The sequence below is a fragment of the Spirillospora sp. NPDC049024 genome (assembly GCF_040649235.1).
In the GTDB taxonomy this organism is placed as follows: domain Bacteria; phylum Actinomycetota; class Actinomycetes; order Streptosporangiales; family Streptosporangiaceae; genus Spirillospora.
The window spans coordinates 1-16,733 of sequence record NZ_JBEZFD010000018.1 but is presented as its reverse complement, the minus strand read 5'-3'; the positions used below and the strand labels follow the sequence as shown (position 1 = coordinate 16,733).

Sequence of the window (16,733 nt, the reverse complement as noted above, 5' to 3'; positions counted from 1 at the left end):
GCTGCCCCGGCCACGGTCGCGCCGTGGCCGAGGCGCCGGTTCCGGTCAGACCGCCCCGTTGAGGGGCTGCTCGGGCAGCTGGACGGCGTAGGACTCCTTCACCACGTCGAGGTGGTGCCAGGACTCCCGCACCGTCACCCCGGACACCGACCGGATGGCGTCGAACACGGCCACCAGCTCGGCCCGGGAGGCCGCTTCGACCTGCCCGACGATGTCGTAGCGGCCGAAGCCGGTCGCCAGGTAGCGGACGCCGTCCTGGGCGGCGACCGCCTCGGCGATCTTGCGCAGCCCGCCCGTCACCACCAGCCCGAACCCGCCGAGCTCGGCGGCTCCGAGCGCCAGCGGGTCGGCCAGCCCGGTCACCTGGATGACGCCCGTGCGCATGAGCCTGACCACCCGGGCCCGGGTGGCGGCCTGCGAGAGGCCGATCACGTGCGCGAGCCGGGTGTAGGGCGCGCGCCCGTCGCGCTGCAGCTCGTGCAGCAGCCGCCAGTCGATGTCGTCGAGGGTGACCTCGCCGAGCTCGCGCACCACCGCGTGCGTGTCGCGCACGGTGGCCACCGACCGGAACACCTCGGCCGCGCGCACGCCGGCGACGGACCTGATGTGGTCCACCTCGGCGGCGAGCGCGGCGTCGTCGCGGGTGCGCACCTGCGCGACCAGGTCGTACGGGCCCGCGGTCAGCGCGGTGAAGCTGACGGCGGTGCGCTCGGCGACGCTCTCGGCCACCTCCCTCGCCGACCCGTCCACGGTGACCGACACGTGCCCGATCGCCTCCGCACCGACGACGGCGGCGTGCACGATGCCGACGACGCGGACGACCTGCGTTTCGAGAAGGTGCTGCACCCGTGCCCGCACCGCCGTGCGGGAAAGCCCGACGCGATCGGCCAGCGCCTGGAACGTCGCCCGGCCATCCCGCTGGAGCTCGCGGACGAGCACGGCGTCGACCGCATCCAGCACGGCTCTCCTCCTCGACATGTGATGAATCGTTTCGCCAGCAACTGCAAGATCATTCCATTTCAGGACGGTATGACGTCAAATATTGATCTTGCTCGTGTTCGCCCGCCCCGGCGGCCGTCAAAGCGTCGGTGAGCGGTTCCGGGCGGCGACGTTTCGGATGCCGCACAAACCGGTTCAAAAGCGCAACGCTGCCGGGACCGCACCGCGCACGGCGCGGCGGAGACGGGGGCGGCGGGCGCGCCGGACGGCCGTCCCCGCTCCGGTGCTCGCCGCCCGGCCGGGGCGGCCCGCGGCGCGGGCGGGCATGGCCGACCGGGTCCACGTGCGTGACCTGCATGCGCTTCTCCCGGTGTTCTGCTGACCCACCCCCAACGGCGGATCGGCCGTCCGCGCGAGGCACATGTAAGAAAAGTGCATCGGGGGCGCAGTTACGTCAAGAGGTAACTTTACAGAGAGCCAAGCCTCACGTTGCACCGTTTTCGAGCAGGCGCACGGACCCACTTTCCGTTATGCCTGGAAGAGGGCGGGAGAGGGGCCGGAGACGACACTCGACGCCCCCGGGGGACACAGTGTCATCACCCCTGGTCACGGCATTGCCCGCGACATCCCGGGCGCTCCGCGGCGCCCGGCCCGGACGTTCCTGGCGGGAGCATCGCCGGGTATGGCTGACAATGTACGGTGGCCCAGCCACTGCGAACGCGATTGGTGTGTAGTACAGCCGTGCACCTGCTGAACGGTGAGCGTTCCGCTCACGACCTCACCTACAACGACGTCTTCATGGTCCCCCGCCGGTCCTCGGTCGGGTCGCGCCTGGACGTCGACCTGTCCACCTCGGACGGCAGCGGGACGACCGTCCCGCTCGTGGTGGCCAACATGACGGCCGTGTCCGGCCGCAGGATGGCCGAGACCGTCGCCCGGCGCGGCGGCATGGCGGTGCTCCCGCAGGACATCCCCGTCGAGGTGGTCGCCGAGGTCATCTCCTGGGTGAAGAAGCGGGACCTGGTCGTGGACACCGCGATCCGGCTGGACCCCTCCAGCACGGCCGGCGACGCGCTGGCGCTGCTGCCGAAGCGCGCCCACAACGCCGTGATCGTCGTCGAGGACGACCGTCCGGTGGGCGTCGTCACCGAGGCCGACTGCATGGGCGTGGACCGGTTCGCCCAGCTCCGCGACATCATGTCCCGCGACCTGGTCACGCTGCCCGCCGGCGTCGACCCGCGGGAGGCGTTCAACCGGCTGCACGAGCGCGGCCACCGCCTCGCCCCCGTGGTGGACGCCGACGGCCGCCTCGCCGGCGTCCTCACCCGCACCGGCGCGCTGCGCGCCACGCTCTACCGGCCGGCCGTGGACGCCGGGGGCCGACTGCGCGTCGCGGCGGCGGTGGGCGTGAACGGCGACGTGGCCGGCAAGGCCGCGGCGCTGCTGGAGGCCGGCGCCGACCTGATCGTCGTCGACACCGCGCACGGCCACCAAGACAAGATGATCAGTGCGCTCGGCGCGGTCCGGGCGCTGGACCCCGCCGTCCCGGTCGCCGCGGGGAACGTGGTGACCGCCGAGGGCACCCGCGAGCTGATCGAGGCGGGCGCCGACATCGTCAAGGTCGGGGTGGGCCCCGGTGCGATGTGCACGACCCGGATGATGACCGGCGTCGGCCGCCCTCAGTTCTCCGCCGTTCTGGAGTGCGCCGCGGAGGCGCGCCGGCTCGGCCGCCACGTGTGGGCGGACGGCGGCGTCCGGCACCCGCGCGACGTCGCGCTGGCGCTCGCGGCGGGCGCGGCGAACGTGATGGTCGGATCGTGGTTCGCCGGCACCTACGAGTCGCCGGGCGACCTGCAGCGGGCCGCGGACGGGCGGCTCTACAAGGAGAGCTTCGGGATGGCGTCCGCCCGTGCGGTGCGGCTGCGCACCGCCGAGGACTCCCCCTTCGACCGGGCCCGCAAGGCGCTGTTCGAGGAGGGCATCTCCACCTCCCGGATGTTCCTGGACCCGCAGCGGCCCGGCGTGGAGGACCTGATCGACTCGATCGTGGCGGGACTGCGCAGCTCGTGCACCTACGCGGGCGCCCGGACCCTGGAGGAGTTCCACGAGCGCGCCACGATCGGGATCCAGAGCCCGTCCGGCTACGCCGAGGGCAAGCCGCTGTCCAGCAGCTGGTAAAGGGCGCCTCCTCCGGGCCGCCGGGCGGCCCCGCATTTCGCGACACGCCGCCGCCTTCGCACCCCGCTCAGGCCTCCGACCTGCACGCTCTTACGTCAGGAACGGAGTGGGGGTCTCCGTCCCTGGAGGGGGCGCAGCATGTTCGACGGCGGGCCGATCGGGGCCGGGGCGCGGCCGCTGCCGGAGGACCCGCCGCGCCCCGCGGCGCGCGAGCGCCGGGCGCGGGAGGAGGCGCTGCGGGAGCTGGCCGAGGCGCTGCTGATCGCCGCGGTGTCCCCGGCGCTGCCGGGCATCGCGCACCTGCGGGCCGGGCGCGTCCGGTCCGGGGCGGCGCTGCTGGCGTTCCAGGCGGTGGCGCTGACGGCGGCGGCCGTCGCCGCCGGGCACGGCCGGCCGCTGCTCTCGCAGGCGGCGGCGCGGCCCGGGTGGCTGATGGCGCTGACGGCCGGCTGCGTGGCCGTCGCGGCGCTGTGGGCGGGGCTGATCGTCCACTCCTACGCCGTCCTGCTCCCGGACGGGCTGACGCCGCTGTGGCGGCTCGCGGGCGGCACCACGGTGTCGGTCCTGTGCCTGCTGGTGATCGTCCCGCCGCTGACGGCCGCCCACGCGGTGGCGCCCTGCCCGCTCGGCGACCGCCGCCCGCCCGGAGATCATCGGCCGCACGTTGATCATCCGTCCGGCCCCCCGGAGGGCGGCGGATTCACTATCCTGTCGATCTGCAACAAAGGCCACATCCGCTCGCATGCGATCGACTCTTACGCAACCTTTGCCCGGTTCGACGCGTCAATAATGTGAGCCGAGGCTTAATTCACCGTGGGTGGGAATCGGAGCGTACATGGGTCGGTCGCCGAGTGGGCGTGCCCCGGACAGGGACGATGAGGGTACCTCCGGCGGAGCCGGGGGCCTTCCCCGCGCGCTGGCGCTGACGCTCGCGTCCGCCCTGGTCTGGGGTGTCGCGCACTTCGTCACGGGACGCCGGATCGCCGGCGGGCTGCTGCTCGCCCTGTACGCGGCGATGCTCGCCGCGCTGGCGGGCGCCGCCACCGTGTACCGCTCCGACCTGGTCCACTACGCCGTCCAGCCCGCGGTGCTGCAGCGGGCCTCCGCCGCGATCGTCGCGCTCGGCCTGGTCTGGGTCCTCGTCGTCGTCCGCTCCTACCTGCTGCTGCGCCCGGCGCGGCTCGCCGCGGGCGCCCGCACGCTCGGCGCGGCGGCCGTCGCGGTGATGTGCTTCGCCGTCGCGGTGCCGGTGGCGTGGTCGGCGCACAGCACCTACGTGTACCGGGACGCGCTGACCAGCATCTTCCGCACCGGCAGCGAGAACGGCAAGCCCGTCGACACCGAGGACCCCTTCAACGGGCAGTCCCGCGTCAACATCCTGCTGCTCGGGGGCGACTCCGCCGCCGACCGCACCGGCGTGCGCACCGACAGCGTGACGCTCGCCAGCGTCGACACCAAGACGGGCGACACGGTGCTGCTGAGCCTGCCGCGCAACCTGGAGAAGTTCCCGATGCCGCCCGGCCCGGCCCGCGACCGGTTCCCCTACGGCTTCACCGGCGACGGCCCGCAGAACCCGGGCCTGCTGAACGAGGTCTACGAGTACGCCGAGAACCACCCCGACGTGGTGCCCGGCGTCGCCAAGAACCGCCGCGGCCCCGAACTGCTGAAGGCCACCGTGGCCGGCATCCTCGGCCTGCGCGTCGACTACTACATCCTCGTCGACATGTTCGGCTTCGCCGACATCGTCGACGCCATGGGCGGCGTCAAGCTCAAGATCACCGAGCCGATCCCGTACGGGCTGCAGGGCGGCGTCCTGCAGCCCGGGTACCGGACGCTGAAGGGCAAGGAGGCCCTCTGGTACGGGCGGTCCCGCACCAACAGCAGCGACTACGTCCGGATGAGCCGGCAGAAGTGCCTGATGCGGGCGATCGCCGAGCAGGCCGACCCGCAGACGGTGCTCACCAGCTTCGACAAGCTCGCCGCGGCGGCCAAGCGGACGCTGTCGACCGACATCCCGCAGGAGCTGCTGCCCGCGCTGATGAAGCTGTCGAACCGGGTCAAGAACGGCGCGCAGATCAGGAGCCTGCAGTTCGTCCCGCCGCTGATCTTCTCCGGCAACCCGGACTTCCACAAGATCCGCGAGCTGGCGGCCGACGCCGTCAACAGCGACCCCCGGCAGGTCGGCGCCAAGCCGAGCGGCTCGCCGTCCGCCTCGCCCAGCGCGTCGCCGGACGAGCCGGACGGCGGCGAGTCGCCCAAGCCGAGCTCCAAGCCGGTGTCGCTGGAGAGCAGCTGCCCCTGACCGGCCGGACCGGCCCGCTGCCCGCGCCGCCACGGCGGCGGTCCTGACCCGCGTGGTTTGTCCTTCCTGGTCCGGGGAGGGGGGATCATTGAGGAAGAACCCCTACTTCGAAGGACTGGTGCGGTGCCTCGGATCCACGGCTGCGACGCCTTCCGCGTGCGGATGCCGCGCGGGCGGCGGCCGGAGAGCGTCCTCGTCCGCCTCTCCGGCGGCGGCGCCGTCGGCTGGGGCGAGATGGCCGTCCCGGCCGGGGACGCGGACTCCGGCGCGGCGTGGGCGGACATCGAGACGCGGATGGGGCCGGCCCTCATCGGGCTCGACTGGGACCGTCCCGAGGACGTGTCCGCCGCCGCCGACCTCGGCGCGCGCGAGGCCGCGGCGGCCGTCGACACGGCCTGCTGGGACCTGTGGTGCCGGATGCGGGGCCTGCCGCTCGCGCACGCGCTCGGCGGCACCCGCACCTCCATCGTGACGGGCGCGCGGATCTCCCCCGAGCCGGCGCTCGACACGGTCACCGCGCGCGTCAACAAGGCCGTTGGAGCGGGCCACACCCGGGTCACGCTGGACATCAGGCCCGGGTGGGACATCGAGCCCGTCCGCGCCGTCCGGCAGGCGTACCCGGCGCTGGCGCTCGTCGCGGACGCCGGCCACGCCTACACCGAGTCGCCCGAGCACCTGGCCGTCCTGGAGGCGCTGGACGCCTACGGCCTGGCGGCGATCGAGCGCCCGTTCCCTGCGGGCGACCTGGCCGCGCACGCCCGGCTCCAGTTGCGGGTCGGCAGCGCCGTGGCCCCGGACGTGGGAGACCTGGAGACTTTGGACGCGGCCCTGGCGCTGGAGGCGGGCCGGGCCCTGCACCTGCGGCTCGACCGGCTCGGCGGGCTCACCGCGGCCCGCAGCGCCCACGACCTCGCGTACGCGGCGGGCTGGGACGTGTGGTGCAGCGGCTGCGGCGCGTTCGGCATCGGGCAGGCGGCCGCGGTCGCGCTCGCGGCGCTGCCGGGGTGCACGCTGCCCAGCGACGTGTCCGACCCGGCCGGAGGGCCGGTGTTCGTGACGCCGCCGGTGCGTTCGTCCGGCGGCGTCGTCGGGGTCCCGCTCACGCAGCCGGGGCTCGGCCACGAGGTCGACGAGGCGCGCATCGAGCGGCTGGCCACACGACGCATGCGCCTGTCGACGTGACGTCCGCCCCGGTCTGGGTGGTGGCGGGGCCGCCCGGCTCCGGGAAGACCACGGTCTCGGACCTGCTGCTGCGAAGGCTGCGGCCCGTACCGGCGCTGCTGGACAAGGACACGATGTTCGGGCCGTTCGTGGCGGCGACGCTCGCGGCGTCCGGCCGCGATCCCGGCGAGCGCGAGGGCGCCTGGTACGACGCGCACGTCAAGCCGCACGAGTACGCCGGGATGACCGCCACGGCGCGGGAGATCCGGTCGCACGGCTGCCCGGTGCTGCTGAGCGGCCCGTTCACCGGTCAGATCCGGGACGCGGCGCGCTGGACGGAGTGGGTCGCGTCCCTGGGCGGACCGCCGGTGCACCTGGTCTGGATCAGGACGGACGCCGCGACCCTCCGGCGGCGCCTGGAGGAGCGGGGGTCGCCCCGCGACACCGGCAAGCTGGCGGCGTTCGACGCGTTCGTCGCCCGGATGCTGCCCGGGACGCCGCCTCCGGTGCCCCATACGGCCGTGGACAACCGGCTCGACGCCCCCGTGCCGCTGGAGGCGCAGCTGGACGCGCTGGCCGGATGACGCTCTGGCGGAGACCCCGCGGTCTCCGCCAGATGGCCGCCGCCCGCCGGACGGACCGCCGGCCGGCAAGGCCGTCGCGCGTCAGCCGTTGATGTTGATGTTGATATTGGTGTTGGTGTTCTCGTCGCAGTCGTGGTGGTGGCCGTGGTGGTGGCCATGGTGGTCGCCATGGCCCCCCATCACCTGGGCGTACGACGTGGCCGACGCGATGGCGTCCGGGCCGGTGGAGGCCGACGCCGTGGCGCTCAGGCCGGCGATCCCGGCCAGGGTCGCCCCGGAGGCGAGAACCACAACCGCAAGAATCCTCTTCATGATCATCCCTTTCGCTCCGGTATCCGGTGCTTGCGTCGCGATCCTTCCCGCCCCCTCTCGTTCCGTAACGTAACGACTACTAACAGTGAGCAAAGGCGCCGGTTGGGGGATTCAGTGGGACTTGGGGCGTCCAGGAAGCGCCGCACAGCGGGGCGCCGGCGGCCCCGGACCCGCCGGCCTCCTGGCCTGGGCGTCGCCTCAGTGCTCGGAGGGGTACTGCGGAGGCGGGGGCATGTACTGCTGCGGCGGCGGATACTGCTGCGCCGGAGGCTCGTACGGGGCGGACTGGGCGAACCGGCCGGGCTGGGCGTAGGGGTCGGGCTGGGCGTAGGGGTCGTAGGACGGTGCGGGCGGCGGAAGGGCGGGCTGCTCCGGCTGCGGGGGCAGCGCCTGGCGCCGGGCCGCCCGGCGCTCCTGGTAGGCGCTCCTGAGCCGGCCGCCGACGCGCTTGCCCGCGTCGCCCACCTGCTGCGCCCTTTCGCCCTGCATCGCGCCCTGCACGCGGGCGGCGGAGCGCCGGCCCAGGTCCTGCACCTGCCGGGCGCGCTCCGACTGCAGCGCGCGCTGCATCGCTTCGGCCTGGGCGAGGCGGGCCGCGTTCTCCCGCACGGCCTGGCCCGCGACCTGGCCCGCCGCCTGCGTGCCGTCCCAGGCGATGACGGCGCCCTGCCGCGCGGCCGCGGCGGCGCGCCGGTAGCCGTCCGCGCGGACCAGGACCGTCCCCGCCAGCAGGTCGGCGAGGCCGCGGCGCCGGGCGCCGAGGAGCGTCGGCGCGCTGTTGGCCAGGAAGACCGCGACGGCCGCCAGCCACAGCACGAGGGAGAGGAAGAAGAGGCCGTGCAGAAGGAGGATCCACGCGGCGCAGTACAGGCCGGTGCCGCCCGCCGTCGTCGCCAGCGAGCGGCGCAGCGCCCTGGACTTGGCCGACTTGACGGACCCGGCGGACCCGGCGTGCTCCACGCGCAGGTCGAGGACGGCCTTGCCGAGGGTCCGGCCCGCGAAGGCCTGCCCCGCGAACTGGTGGAGGAACTCGATCAGGATGAGCAGCAGCAGCGCCTGCTCGATGGCGCTGACGACCGTGTTCCAGAGGCCCATGCCGAAGTCCTCGGCGGCCTGCTGGACGTCGCCGCCCGTCAGCAGGAGCCCGCCCGCCGACGACAGCACGTCGCCCCAGAGCCCGTCGCCGAGCAGCCCGTTCAGCCGTCCCCACGTCATCATGCCGAGGAGGACCGCGGCGCCGATGAGGAGTCCGGTGTCGATGCCCCAGGCCGCCAGGCGGCGGCCGCGGGGGGCCGCGGCGGAGGGCGGCGCCGGTGGCGGGGCGGGCGGCACGGGCTCGGCGGCGGGCGGCGGAACGGGCGGCGGACCGTACACGTGAGTCCCTCGGGTGGCGGTCTTCTGTTTGATCAAGCGCGGGGAACGCCAGGAGTCTAGGCCGCCCGCTCCCGGCGCCGCCACCGCAATGTCAGTAGGACTTGGGGAGCCCCAGGGAGTGCTGCGCGACGAAGTTGAGGATCATCTCGCGGCTGACCGGAGCGATGCGCATGAGCCGGACGACCCCCGCCAGCATCCCGACGCCGTACTCGGTGGTGAGGCCGTTTCCGCCGTGGGTCTGGATGGCCTGGTCGACGCAGTGGATCGCGGCTTCGGCGGTGGCGTACTTGGCCATGTTCGCCGCCTCGCCCGCGCCCATGTCGTCGCCCTCGTCGTACAGCCAGGCGGCCTTCTGCCCCATCAGCCGGGCCAGCTCCAGCTCGATCTTGGCGGCGGCGAGCGGGTGCGCGAGGCCCTGGTGCGCGCCGATCGGCGTCCTGAACACCTGCCGCGTCTTCGCGTAGTCCGTCGCCTTGCCGAGGGCGAGCCGCCCGATCCCGGCGCCCATCGCCGCGGCCATGATGCGTTCGGGGTTGAGGCCGGCGAACAGCTGCAGCAGGCCGCCGTCCTCGTCTCCGACGAGCGCGTCGTAGGGCAGCCGGACGTCGTCGAGGTGGCAGATGAACTGCTTCTCCGGCGACACGATCTCCATGTCGATGGGCGTGAAGGTGAAGCCGGGCGTGCCGGTCGGGACGATGAACAGCGACGGCCGCAGGTTGCCCTTCTGGTCCTGCGTGCGGGAGACGAACAGCACCGCGTCCGACTCGTCCACGCCGGAGATGAACGTCTTCTGCCCGTTCAGCACCCATCCGTCGCCGTCGCGGCGCGCCGTGGTGGTGATGCGGTGCGAGTTGGAGCCGGCGTCCGGCTCGGTGATCGCGAACGCCATCTTCACCGAGCCGTCGGCGAAGCGCGGCAGCCAGTGCGCCTTCTGGCCGTCCGTGCCGGACCTGGCGATGATCGTCGCGCAGATCGCCGGGGACACGACCATCAGCAGCAGCGGGCAGCCCGCCGCGGCCAGCTCCTCGCACACGGCGGCGAGGTCGCCGATGCCGCCCCCTCCGCCGCCGTACTCCTCCGGCACGTTGACCCCGAGGTAGCCGAGCCGCCCGGCCTCGGCCCACAGCTCGTCGGTCTTCCGCCCGGCCTTGGCCTTCTCCACGTAGTAGGAGGAGCCGTACTTGGCGCCCAGTTCGGCGACGGCCGCGCGCAGCGCCTTCCGCTCCTCGGTCTCGACGAAGCTCATTCGGGGGTCCCTTCGATGACGGCGAGCACGGCGCCGGACTCGACCTGCCGTCCCGCGGCGACGTTCAGTTCGGCGACCGTCCCGGCGGACGGCGCGGCGATGCGGTGCTCCATCTTCATCGCCTCCAGGACGACCAGGGTCTGCCCTTCGGCGACGGTCGCGCCCTGCTCGGTCTCGACGCGGACGACGGTGCCGGGCATGGGGGCCAGCAGGGAGCCCGGGGCGATCTGGCCGCTCGGGTCGGCGAAGCGCGGGACGGCGGCGAGCGTCACCGGGCCGAGGCGGGAGTCGACGTGCACCGCGTCCCCGGCGGTGGTGACGGTGAAGGTCTCGCGGAGGCCGCCGTGGTCGAGGACGACGCGCTCCGGCGCCGCGGCCACCAGCGACGTGCCGGGGCACAGCTCGGAGGCCAGGCCGTTCCTGTCCAGCCGGTAGTCGACGTCCACCGGGCCGCCGGGCCCCTCGAACGTCCTGCGCTGCGGCTGGGACCGCACGTTGCGCCAGCCGGACGGCAGCCCGCCGAGCACGGAGGCGCCCGCACGGTTCGCGGCGGCCTGCGCGAGCGCCGCGGCCAGCGCGCTGACGCGGACCGCCGCCTCGTCCGCGAGCGGCGCGGCCAGGGTGTCGAGGCCGATGCGGTCGAGGTAGCCGGTGTCGGTGTCGCCGTCCAGGAACGCCGGCTCCCCTAGGACCCGGACGAGCAGGTCGCGGTTGGTGGTCAGGCCGTGGATGCGGGCGCCGCGCAGCGCGGCCGCCAGCCTGCGCGCGGCGGCGGCCCGGGACGGCGCCCACGCGATGACCTTGGCGAGCATCGGGTCGTAGTGGACGCCGACCTCGGACCCGCTCTCCACGCCGCTGTCGAGCCGCAGCCCGTGCCCCGCCGGCACGGCGAACTCGGCGTCCACGCCCGGCACCTCGAAGGTGTGCAGCGTGCCGCTGGCGGGCCGCCAGTCCCGCGCGGGGTCCTCGGCGTACAGGCGGACCTCGATGGCGTGGCCGCGCGGTTCCGGCGGCGCCTCCGGCAGGCGGGCGCCCTCGGCGACCTCGATCTGGAGCCGCACGAGGTCCACCCCGTACACGCATTCGGTGACCGGGTGCTCGACCTGGAGCCGGGTGTTGACCTCCAGGAAGTAGAAGCGGCCGTCGCGCGCGAGCATGAACTCGACCGTGCCGGCGCCGACGTACCCGATGGCGCGGGCCGCGTTCGCCGCGGCCTCGCACAGCCGCGCGCGCAGCTCGGGCCCGACCGCCGGGGACGGCGCCTCCTCGATGATCTTCTGGTGGCGGCGCTGGACCGAGCACTCGCGCTCGCCGAGCGTCCAGACGGTCCCGTGCGCGTCGGCGAGGACCTGCACCTCGATGTGGCGGGCGTTCACCAGCAGCGGCTCGCAGAACACGGTCGGGTCGCCGAACGCCGACTCGGCCTCGCGCCGCGCCCCGGCGACGGCGTCCGGCAGCTCCGCCAGTGCGCGGACGACGCGCATGCCGCGTCCGCCGCCGCCCGCGGACGCCTTCACCAGCAGCGGGAGGTCCGACTCGGCGACCTGCGCGGGGTCGAGCTCGGGCAGCACGGGGACGTCCGCCGCGGCCATCAGCTTCTTGGCCTCGATCTTGGACCCCATCGCGGTGATCGCCTCGGGCGGCGGGCCGATCCAGACCAGGCCGGCGTCGACGACCGCCCGCGCGAAGTCCGCGTTCTCCGACAGGAAGCCGTAGCCCGGGTGGACGGCGTCGGCCCCGGCGCGCCCCGCCACGTCGAGGAGCCGCTCCGCCGACAGGTACGTCTCCGCCGGGGACGCCCCGGGCAGCCGCCCGGCCGCGTCGGCCTCCCGGACGTGCGGCGCGCCGGCGTCGGGGTCGGAGTGGACGGCGACCGTCCCGATGCCGAGGTCCCGGCAGGCGCGCAGGACGCGGCGGGCGATCTCGCCGCGGTTGGCGACCAGCACTCTGTTGATCATTGTTCGACACTCACATCCGGAAGACGCCGAAGCCCTCGGCTCCGCGCACGGGCGCGTTGTGGACGACGGACAGGCACAGGCCGAGGACGGTCCGGGTGTCGCGCGGGTCGATCACCCCGTCGTCGTAGAGCCGCCCGGACAGGAAGAACGGCAGCGACTCGGCCTCGATCTGCGCCTCGACCATCTCCCGCATCGCGCGGTCCTGGTCCTCGTCGTAGGCCTGCCCGCGCGCCTGCGCCGCCTGCCGCGCCACGATCGACAGGACGCCCGCGAGCTGCTGCGGGCCCATCACCGCCGACTTGGCGCTCGGCCAGGCGAACAGGAACCTCGGGTCGTACGCGCGGCCGCACATGCCGTAGTTCCCCGCCCCGTACGAGGCGCCCATCACGATCGTGATGTGCGGGACCCTGCTGTTGGCCACCGCGTTGATCATCAGGGCGCCGTGCTTGATGATCCCGGCCTGCTCGTACTCCTTGCCGACCATGTAGCCGGTCGTGTTGTGCAGGAACAGCAGCGGGGTGTCGCTCTGGTTCGCGAGCTGGATGAACTGCGCCGCCTTCTGCGCCTCGTCCCCGAACAGGACGCCCTGCGCGTTGGCGAGGACCCCGATCGGGTAGCCGTGGACGCGCGTCCAGCCGGTGACCAGGCTCGTCCCGTACAGCGGCTTGAACTCCTCGAACCGCGACCCGTCGGCGACGCGCGCGATGACCTCGCGCGGGTCGAAGGGGACCTTCAGGTCCTCCGGGACGATCCCGGCGAGCTCCTCGGCGTCGTACAACGGCTCCTCGACCGGGCCCGGCGCGGGGCCGAGCTTGCGGTGGTTGAGGTTCCGGACGATCTGGCGCCCGAGGCGCAGCGCGTCCGCCTCGTCCGCCGCCATGTAGTCGGCGAGGCCGGAGGTGCGGGCGTGCATCTCGGCGCCGCCGAGCTCCTCGTCGTCGGCCTCCTCGCCGGTCGCCATCTTCACCAGCGGCGGGCCGCCGAGGAACACCTTCGCGCGCTCCTTGACCATGACGACGTAGTCGCACATGCCCGGGATGTAGGCGCCGCCCGCCGTGGAGTTGCCGAACACGAGCGCGATCGTGGGGATCCCCGCGGCCGAGAGCCGGGTGAGGTCGCGGAACATGCGGCCGCCCGGGATGAAGATCTCCTTCTGGGTCGGCAGGTCCGCACCGCCCGACTCGACCAGGTTGATGACGGGCAGCCGGTTCTCCAGCGCGATGTCGGACGCCCGGAAGCTCTTCTTCACCGTCCACGGGTTGCTGGACCCGCCCCGCACCGTCGGGTCGTTCGCCACGATCATGCACTCGACGCCCTCGACGACGCCGATGCCGGTGACGACGCTCGCCCCCACCGGGAAATCGCTGCCCCACGCGGCCAGGGGGCTCAGTTCGAGGAACGGCGAGTCGGGGTCGAGGAGCAGCTCGATGCGCTCGCGCGCCAGCAGCTTGCCCCGCTTGCGGTGGCGGGCGACGTACTTCTCGCCGCCGCCTTCCAGTGCCTTGGCGTGCTCGGCGTCGAGGGCCGCCAGCTTCTCCAGCATGGCCGCGCGGCGCGCCCGGTACTCCGGGCTCCGCGCGTCCAGGGTGCTCTTGAAGGTCACAGGACTGCCTCCGGGATGTCGACGAGGCGGGACCGCAGCCACTCCCCCAGGGCCTTGCCCTGCGGGTCGAACCGGGTCGAGGCGGACACGCCCTCCTGCAGCAGCCCCTCGACGACGAAGTTCACCGCGCGGAGGTTGGGCAGCACGTGCCGGTGGACGGCGTGCTCCCGGGTCTCCGGCAGCAGCGCACGGAACCGTTCGGTGGTCAGGAACGGCTCCAGCCAGCGCCACTGCGCGTCGGTACGGGCCCACACGCCGATGTTGGCGTCACCGCCCTTGTCCCCGCTCCGCGCCCCGGCGACACGGCCGAGCGGTGCGCGAACGGTGTCGCCCGGCGGGACGTCGCCGAGGGGCGGCGGCTCGGCGGGGGCCTCGAGTTCGCGCACGACGGGTGCGGCGGGGACGGCGACGCGGTCGCCCTCGTGCGTCACCGCGACGTGTTCGACCGCGTCGTTCGGGACGTACGCGGGGGTGTAGACGCCGTAGGGGGCGCCCTTGCCGGGCGGGGAGGTCATCGTGAAGCCCGGGTAGCCGGCGAGCGCGAGTTCCACGACGGCGCCGCTGAACGCGCGGCCGACCCTCTCCGGATCCGGGTCCAGGACCGCGCAGCGGAGCAGGGCGGTGGCCTCCCCCTGCGTGGCCGGGTCCGGCGCGGGGGCGCCGATGAGCGTCCATTCGACGCGGGCCGGCCGCGCCTCCGCGAAGGCGTCCTCCAGCTGGGACTTCGCGAGCTCGGCCTTGGCGTCGACGTCCAGGCCGGTGAGGACGAAGGTCATCTCGTTGCGGTGGCCGCCCAGGTGGTTCAGGCACACCTTGGTGGACGGCGGCGGCGGGACGCCCTGGACGCCGCTGATGCGCACGCGGTCGGGCCCGTCCTGCGCCAGCGCGATCGAGTCGAACCGCGTCGTCACGTCCGGGCCCGCGTAGGAGGGCCCGCCGATCTCGTACAGGAGCTGGGCCGTGACGGTCTCGACCGTCACTGCGCCGCCCGTCCCGTCGTGCTTGGTGATCACGCTGGAGCCGTCGGGGTGGATCTCGGCGATCGGGAAGCCCGGCGCCTTTACATTGTAGATTTCTTGGAAGAAGGCGTAGTTGCCGCCGGTCGCCTGCGCGCCGCACTCCAGCACGTGCCCGGCGACCGTCGCGCCCGCGAGCGCGTCCCAGTCGTCCCGCGCCCAGCCGAAGCGGGCCGCGGCCGGGCCCACGACCAGGGACGCGTCGGTGACGCGTCCGGTCACCACCACGTCCGCGCCGGCCTTGAGGCACTCGACGATCCCCCAGGCGCCCAGGTAGGCGTTGGCGGTGAGCGGCTGCCCGTAGCGGGCGTCCGCCAGTCCGAGCTCCTTGGCCCGCGGCAGCAGGTCGTCGCCCTCCACATGGGCGATCCGCACGTCGATGCCCAGCCGGGAGGCCAGCTCGCGCAGCCGGTCCGCGAGCCCCCGCGGGTTGAGCCCGCCGGCGTTCGTGACGATCGTCGTGCCGCGCTCCGCCGCGAGCCCGAGGGACTCCTCCATCTGCCGCAGGAACGTCGAGGCGTATCCGGCGTCCGGGTCCTTCATCTTCCCGCGCCCGAGGATCAGCATCGTCAGCTCGGCGAGGTAGTCGCCGGTGAGGACGTCCAGCGGCCCGCCCTCCAGCATCTCCCGCACCGCGGAGAAGCGGTCGCCGTAGAAGCCCGAGGCGTTACCGACCCGCAACGGTTGGCTCATGGGCTGAACCCTGCCAGCCCGCCACTAAAAAATCAATCGCGCATGATTGTTTCTTCGCCTGATCGTTTGGTTCACTGGAGGGCCCACCGACCCGAGGACTCCATGACCGCCCAGGCACTCCCCCGCGAACCGCAGCAGGACCGCAGCCGCGCCACCCGGCGGCGCCTCCTGGAGGCCGCCGTCGACTGCCTCGCCTCCGTGGGCTGGGCGGGCACGACGGTGGCGGTCGTCGCCGAGCGCGCGGGGGTCTCCCGGGGCGCCGCCCAGCACCACTTCCGCACTCGCGAGGAGCTGGTGACGGCGGCGGTCGAGTACGGCTCGGACGTGCGGATCGCGCAGATGCGCGAGCGCCTGGACGTGCTCGCCGACCGGCGGCCTTCCACGCTCGACGTCGTCGCGCTCCTCGGCGAGATGTACACCTCCCCGCTCTTCCGCGCCGCGCTCCAGCTATGGGTCGCGGCCAGTTCCGACGAGCAGCTGCGCGCCCAGGTCGTTCCCCTGGAGGCGCGGGTCGGACGGGAGGCGCACCGCCTCACCGTCGAAGCCCTCGGCGCGGACGAGTCGGTCCCCGGCGTCCGGGAGACGGTCCAGGCGACCCTCGACCTGGTCCGCGGCCTCGGCCTGGCGGATCTCCTCACCGACGACTCGGCCCGCCGCACCCGCCTGCTCCACCAGTGGGCCGCCACGCTCGACCGGGCGCTCGGCCGCTGACCGCGCCCAGCCCGGCGATCAGAGGGTGATCTCCCGCAGGGGGTCGCCTCCGTCGATGAAGAGCCGGCCGCCGGGAGCCAGCACCGCGGCGATGCGCCGCAGAGCGTGCCGGCCGGCCTCCGGATGGCGGCCGTCGAGCGCGCCCACCCGGACGGCGAAGACGAGGTCGAAGGGCGCCTCACCCGCGTCGAGCGTGAAGTCCTCGATGGCGGCGCGGCGGACGCTCATCCGTCCCGCCGCGATCTCCTCGGCCGAGGCCGCCTCCGCCTGCGCGACCGCCTTGGCCGACCGGTCGATCGCGACGATGTGCCCGCCGTCGAGCCGGGCGGCGACGGCACGCGCGGCCGCCCCCGGCCCGCACCCGATCTCCAGGACCCGCATCCCGGGCGCGAGCGGCAGAGCGTCCACGATCTCGGCGAGACGCGGCGAAAGCGACGGCATGCACCGACCCTATGCCACCAATCTGAGGGTGGGGACGAAGCCGGCTTCCTGCCGCAGTGGAAGCAGAACGCTCGGAAATGAGAAAGGCCCCGCCGTGATCGGCGGGGCCTTTCCTAATAAGTGTCCGGCGGCGTCCTACTCTCCCACACGGTCTCCCATGCAGTACCATCGGCGCTGAAGGGCTTAACTTCCGGGTTCGGGATGGGACCGGGTGT

14 protein-coding genes and 1 rRNA gene are annotated in these 16,733 nt (G+C 73.8%); 6 read left to right on the top strand and 9 right to left on the bottom strand.

All coding sequences use genetic code 11. The features are described 5' to 3' along the window. Positions 1–45 precede the first annotated feature (45 nt). Positions 46–960, bottom strand: coding sequence for an Lrp/AsnC family transcriptional regulator (locus tag AB0C21_RS29385; RefSeq protein WP_500208552.1), 915 nt, complete (start codon positions 958–960; stop codon positions 46–48). Between the two features lie 720 nt (positions 961–1,680). Between AB0C21_RS29385 and AB0C21_RS29380 the strand changes: the two genes are divergently transcribed. The 5 genes from AB0C21_RS29380 (at position 1,681) to AB0C21_RS29360 (ending at position 7,164) form a co-directional block, all read left to right on the top strand. Next, positions 1,681–3,117, top strand: a complete 1,437-nt coding sequence (locus tag AB0C21_RS29380; RefSeq protein ID WP_500208551.1) for a GuaB1 family IMP dehydrogenase-related protein — start codon at positions 1,681–1,683, stop codon at positions 3,115–3,117. A 138-nt stretch (positions 3,118–3,255) separates the two neighbouring features. Beyond that, on the top strand, positions 3,256–3,912 hold the full coding sequence (locus AB0C21_RS29375; protein ID WP_500208549.1) for a hypothetical protein: 657 nt from the start codon (positions 3,256–3,258) through the stop codon (positions 3,910–3,912). 40 nt (positions 3,913–3,952) lie between these two features. Then, entirely contained in the window at positions 3,953–5,419 is a 1,467-nt protein-coding gene (locus tag AB0C21_RS29370) for an LCP family protein (protein ID WP_500208547.1), read from the top strand. 123 nt (positions 5,420–5,542) lie between these two features. Further along, positions 5,543–6,601 carry an enolase C-terminal domain-like protein gene (locus AB0C21_RS29365; protein ID WP_149258780.1) on the top strand — a complete coding sequence of 353 codons (1,059 nt, stop codon included), beginning with the start codon at positions 5,543–5,545 and terminating at the stop codon, positions 6,599–6,601. Then, positions 6,598–7,164 (top strand): P-loop nucleotide/nucleoside kinase family protein, encoded by a 567-nt coding sequence (locus AB0C21_RS29360; RefSeq protein WP_500208545.1) that lies wholly within the window; start codon positions 6,598–6,600, stop codon positions 7,162–7,164. The genes AB0C21_RS29365 and AB0C21_RS29360 overlap by 4 nt, the downstream gene beginning before the upstream one ends. Before the next feature lie 81 nt (positions 7,165–7,245). Here the strand turns inward: AB0C21_RS29360 and AB0C21_RS29355 are convergent, their stop codons facing one another. The 6 genes from AB0C21_RS29355 to AB0C21_RS29330 form a co-directional block, all read right to left on the bottom strand. Then, the gene (locus AB0C21_RS29355) at positions 7,246–7,482 is read right to left on the bottom strand and encodes a hypothetical protein (protein ID WP_500208544.1); all 237 of its coding nucleotides are present in this window, start codon (positions 7,480–7,482) and stop codon (positions 7,246–7,248) included. A gap of 192 nt (positions 7,483–7,674) precedes the next feature. Next, the gene (locus AB0C21_RS29350; protein WP_500208543.1) at positions 7,675–8,850 is read right to left on the bottom strand and encodes an RDD family protein; all 1,176 of its coding nucleotides are present in this window, start codon (positions 8,848–8,850) and stop codon (positions 7,675–7,677) included. A gap of 91 nt (positions 8,851–8,941) precedes the next feature. Next, on the bottom strand, positions 8,942–10,096 hold the full coding sequence (locus tag AB0C21_RS29345) for an acyl-CoA dehydrogenase family protein (protein WP_500208541.1): 1,155 nt from the start codon (positions 10,094–10,096) through the stop codon (positions 8,942–8,944). Further along, positions 10,093–12,054: an acetyl/propionyl/methylcrotonyl-CoA carboxylase subunit alpha gene (locus AB0C21_RS29340; protein ID WP_500208540.1), complete on the bottom strand. Its 1,962-nt coding sequence runs from the start codon at positions 12,052–12,054 to the stop codon at positions 10,093–10,095. The genes AB0C21_RS29345 and AB0C21_RS29340 overlap by 4 nt, the downstream gene beginning before the upstream one ends. Before the next feature lie 10 nt (positions 12,055–12,064). Further along, on the bottom strand, positions 12,065–13,597 hold the full coding sequence (locus AB0C21_RS29335) for an acyl-CoA carboxylase subunit beta (RefSeq protein WP_500208763.1): 1,533 nt from the start codon (positions 13,595–13,597) through the stop codon (positions 12,065–12,067). Positions 13,598–13,653: 56 nt separating this feature from the next. Further along, complete coding sequence (locus AB0C21_RS29330) at positions 13,654–15,366, bottom strand: acyclic terpene utilization AtuA family protein (RefSeq protein WP_500208539.1); 1,713 nt, start codon at positions 15,364–15,366, stop codon at positions 13,654–13,656. Between the two features lie 102 nt (positions 15,367–15,468). Here AB0C21_RS29330 and AB0C21_RS29325 point away from each other — a divergent pair, with 102 nt between their 5' ends. Beyond that, positions 15,469–16,077, top strand: coding sequence for a TetR/AcrR family transcriptional regulator (locus AB0C21_RS29325; RefSeq protein WP_500208538.1), 609 nt, complete (start codon positions 15,469–15,471; stop codon positions 16,075–16,077). Positions 16,078–16,095: 18 nt separating this feature from the next. Here AB0C21_RS29325 and AB0C21_RS29320 read toward each other — a convergent pair whose 3' ends face one another. Both AB0C21_RS29320 and rrf read right to left on the bottom strand, forming a co-directional pair. After that, on the bottom strand, positions 16,096–16,518 hold the full coding sequence (locus AB0C21_RS29320; protein ID WP_500208537.1) for an SAM-dependent methyltransferase: 423 nt from the start codon (positions 16,516–16,518) through the stop codon (positions 16,096–16,098). A 122-nt stretch (positions 16,519–16,640) separates the two neighbouring features. Then, a 5S ribosomal RNA gene (gene rrf / locus AB0C21_RS29315) occupies positions 16,641–16,733 on the bottom strand; the annotation flags it as partial.

Coding starts and splice junctions, on each gene's coding strand:
- AB0C21_RS29375 (WP_500208549.1), top strand. CDS start 3,256: ATGTTCGACGGCGGGCCGATCGGGGCCGGGGCGCGGCCGCTGCCGGAG.
- AB0C21_RS29370 (WP_500208547.1), top strand. CDS start 3,953: ATGGGTCGGTCGCCGAGTGGGCGTGCCCCGGACAGGGACGATGAGGGT.
- AB0C21_RS29355 (WP_500208544.1), bottom strand. CDS start 7,482: ATGATCATGAAGAGGATTCTTGCGGTTGTGGTTCTCGCCTCCGGGGCG.
- AB0C21_RS29345 (WP_500208541.1), bottom strand. CDS start 10,096: ATGAGCTTCGTCGAGACCGAGGAGCGGAAGGCGCTGCGCGCGGCCGTC.
- AB0C21_RS29340 (WP_500208540.1), bottom strand. CDS start 12,054: ATGATCAACAGAGTGCTGGTCGCCAACCGCGGCGAGATCGCCCGCCGC.
- AB0C21_RS29335 (WP_500208763.1), bottom strand. CDS start 13,597: ATGCTGGAGAAGCTGGCGGCCCTCGACGCCGAGCACGCCAAGGCACTG.
- AB0C21_RS29330 (WP_500208539.1), bottom strand. CDS start 15,366: ATGAGCCAACCGTTGCGGGTCGGTAACGCCTCGGGCTTCTACGGCGAC.
- AB0C21_RS29325 (WP_500208538.1), top strand. CDS start 15,469: ATGACCGCCCAGGCACTCCCCCGCGAACCGCAGCAGGACCGCAGCCGC.
- AB0C21_RS29320 (WP_500208537.1), bottom strand. CDS start 16,518: ATGCCGTCGCTTTCGCCGCGTCTCGCCGAGATCGTGGACGCTCTGCCG.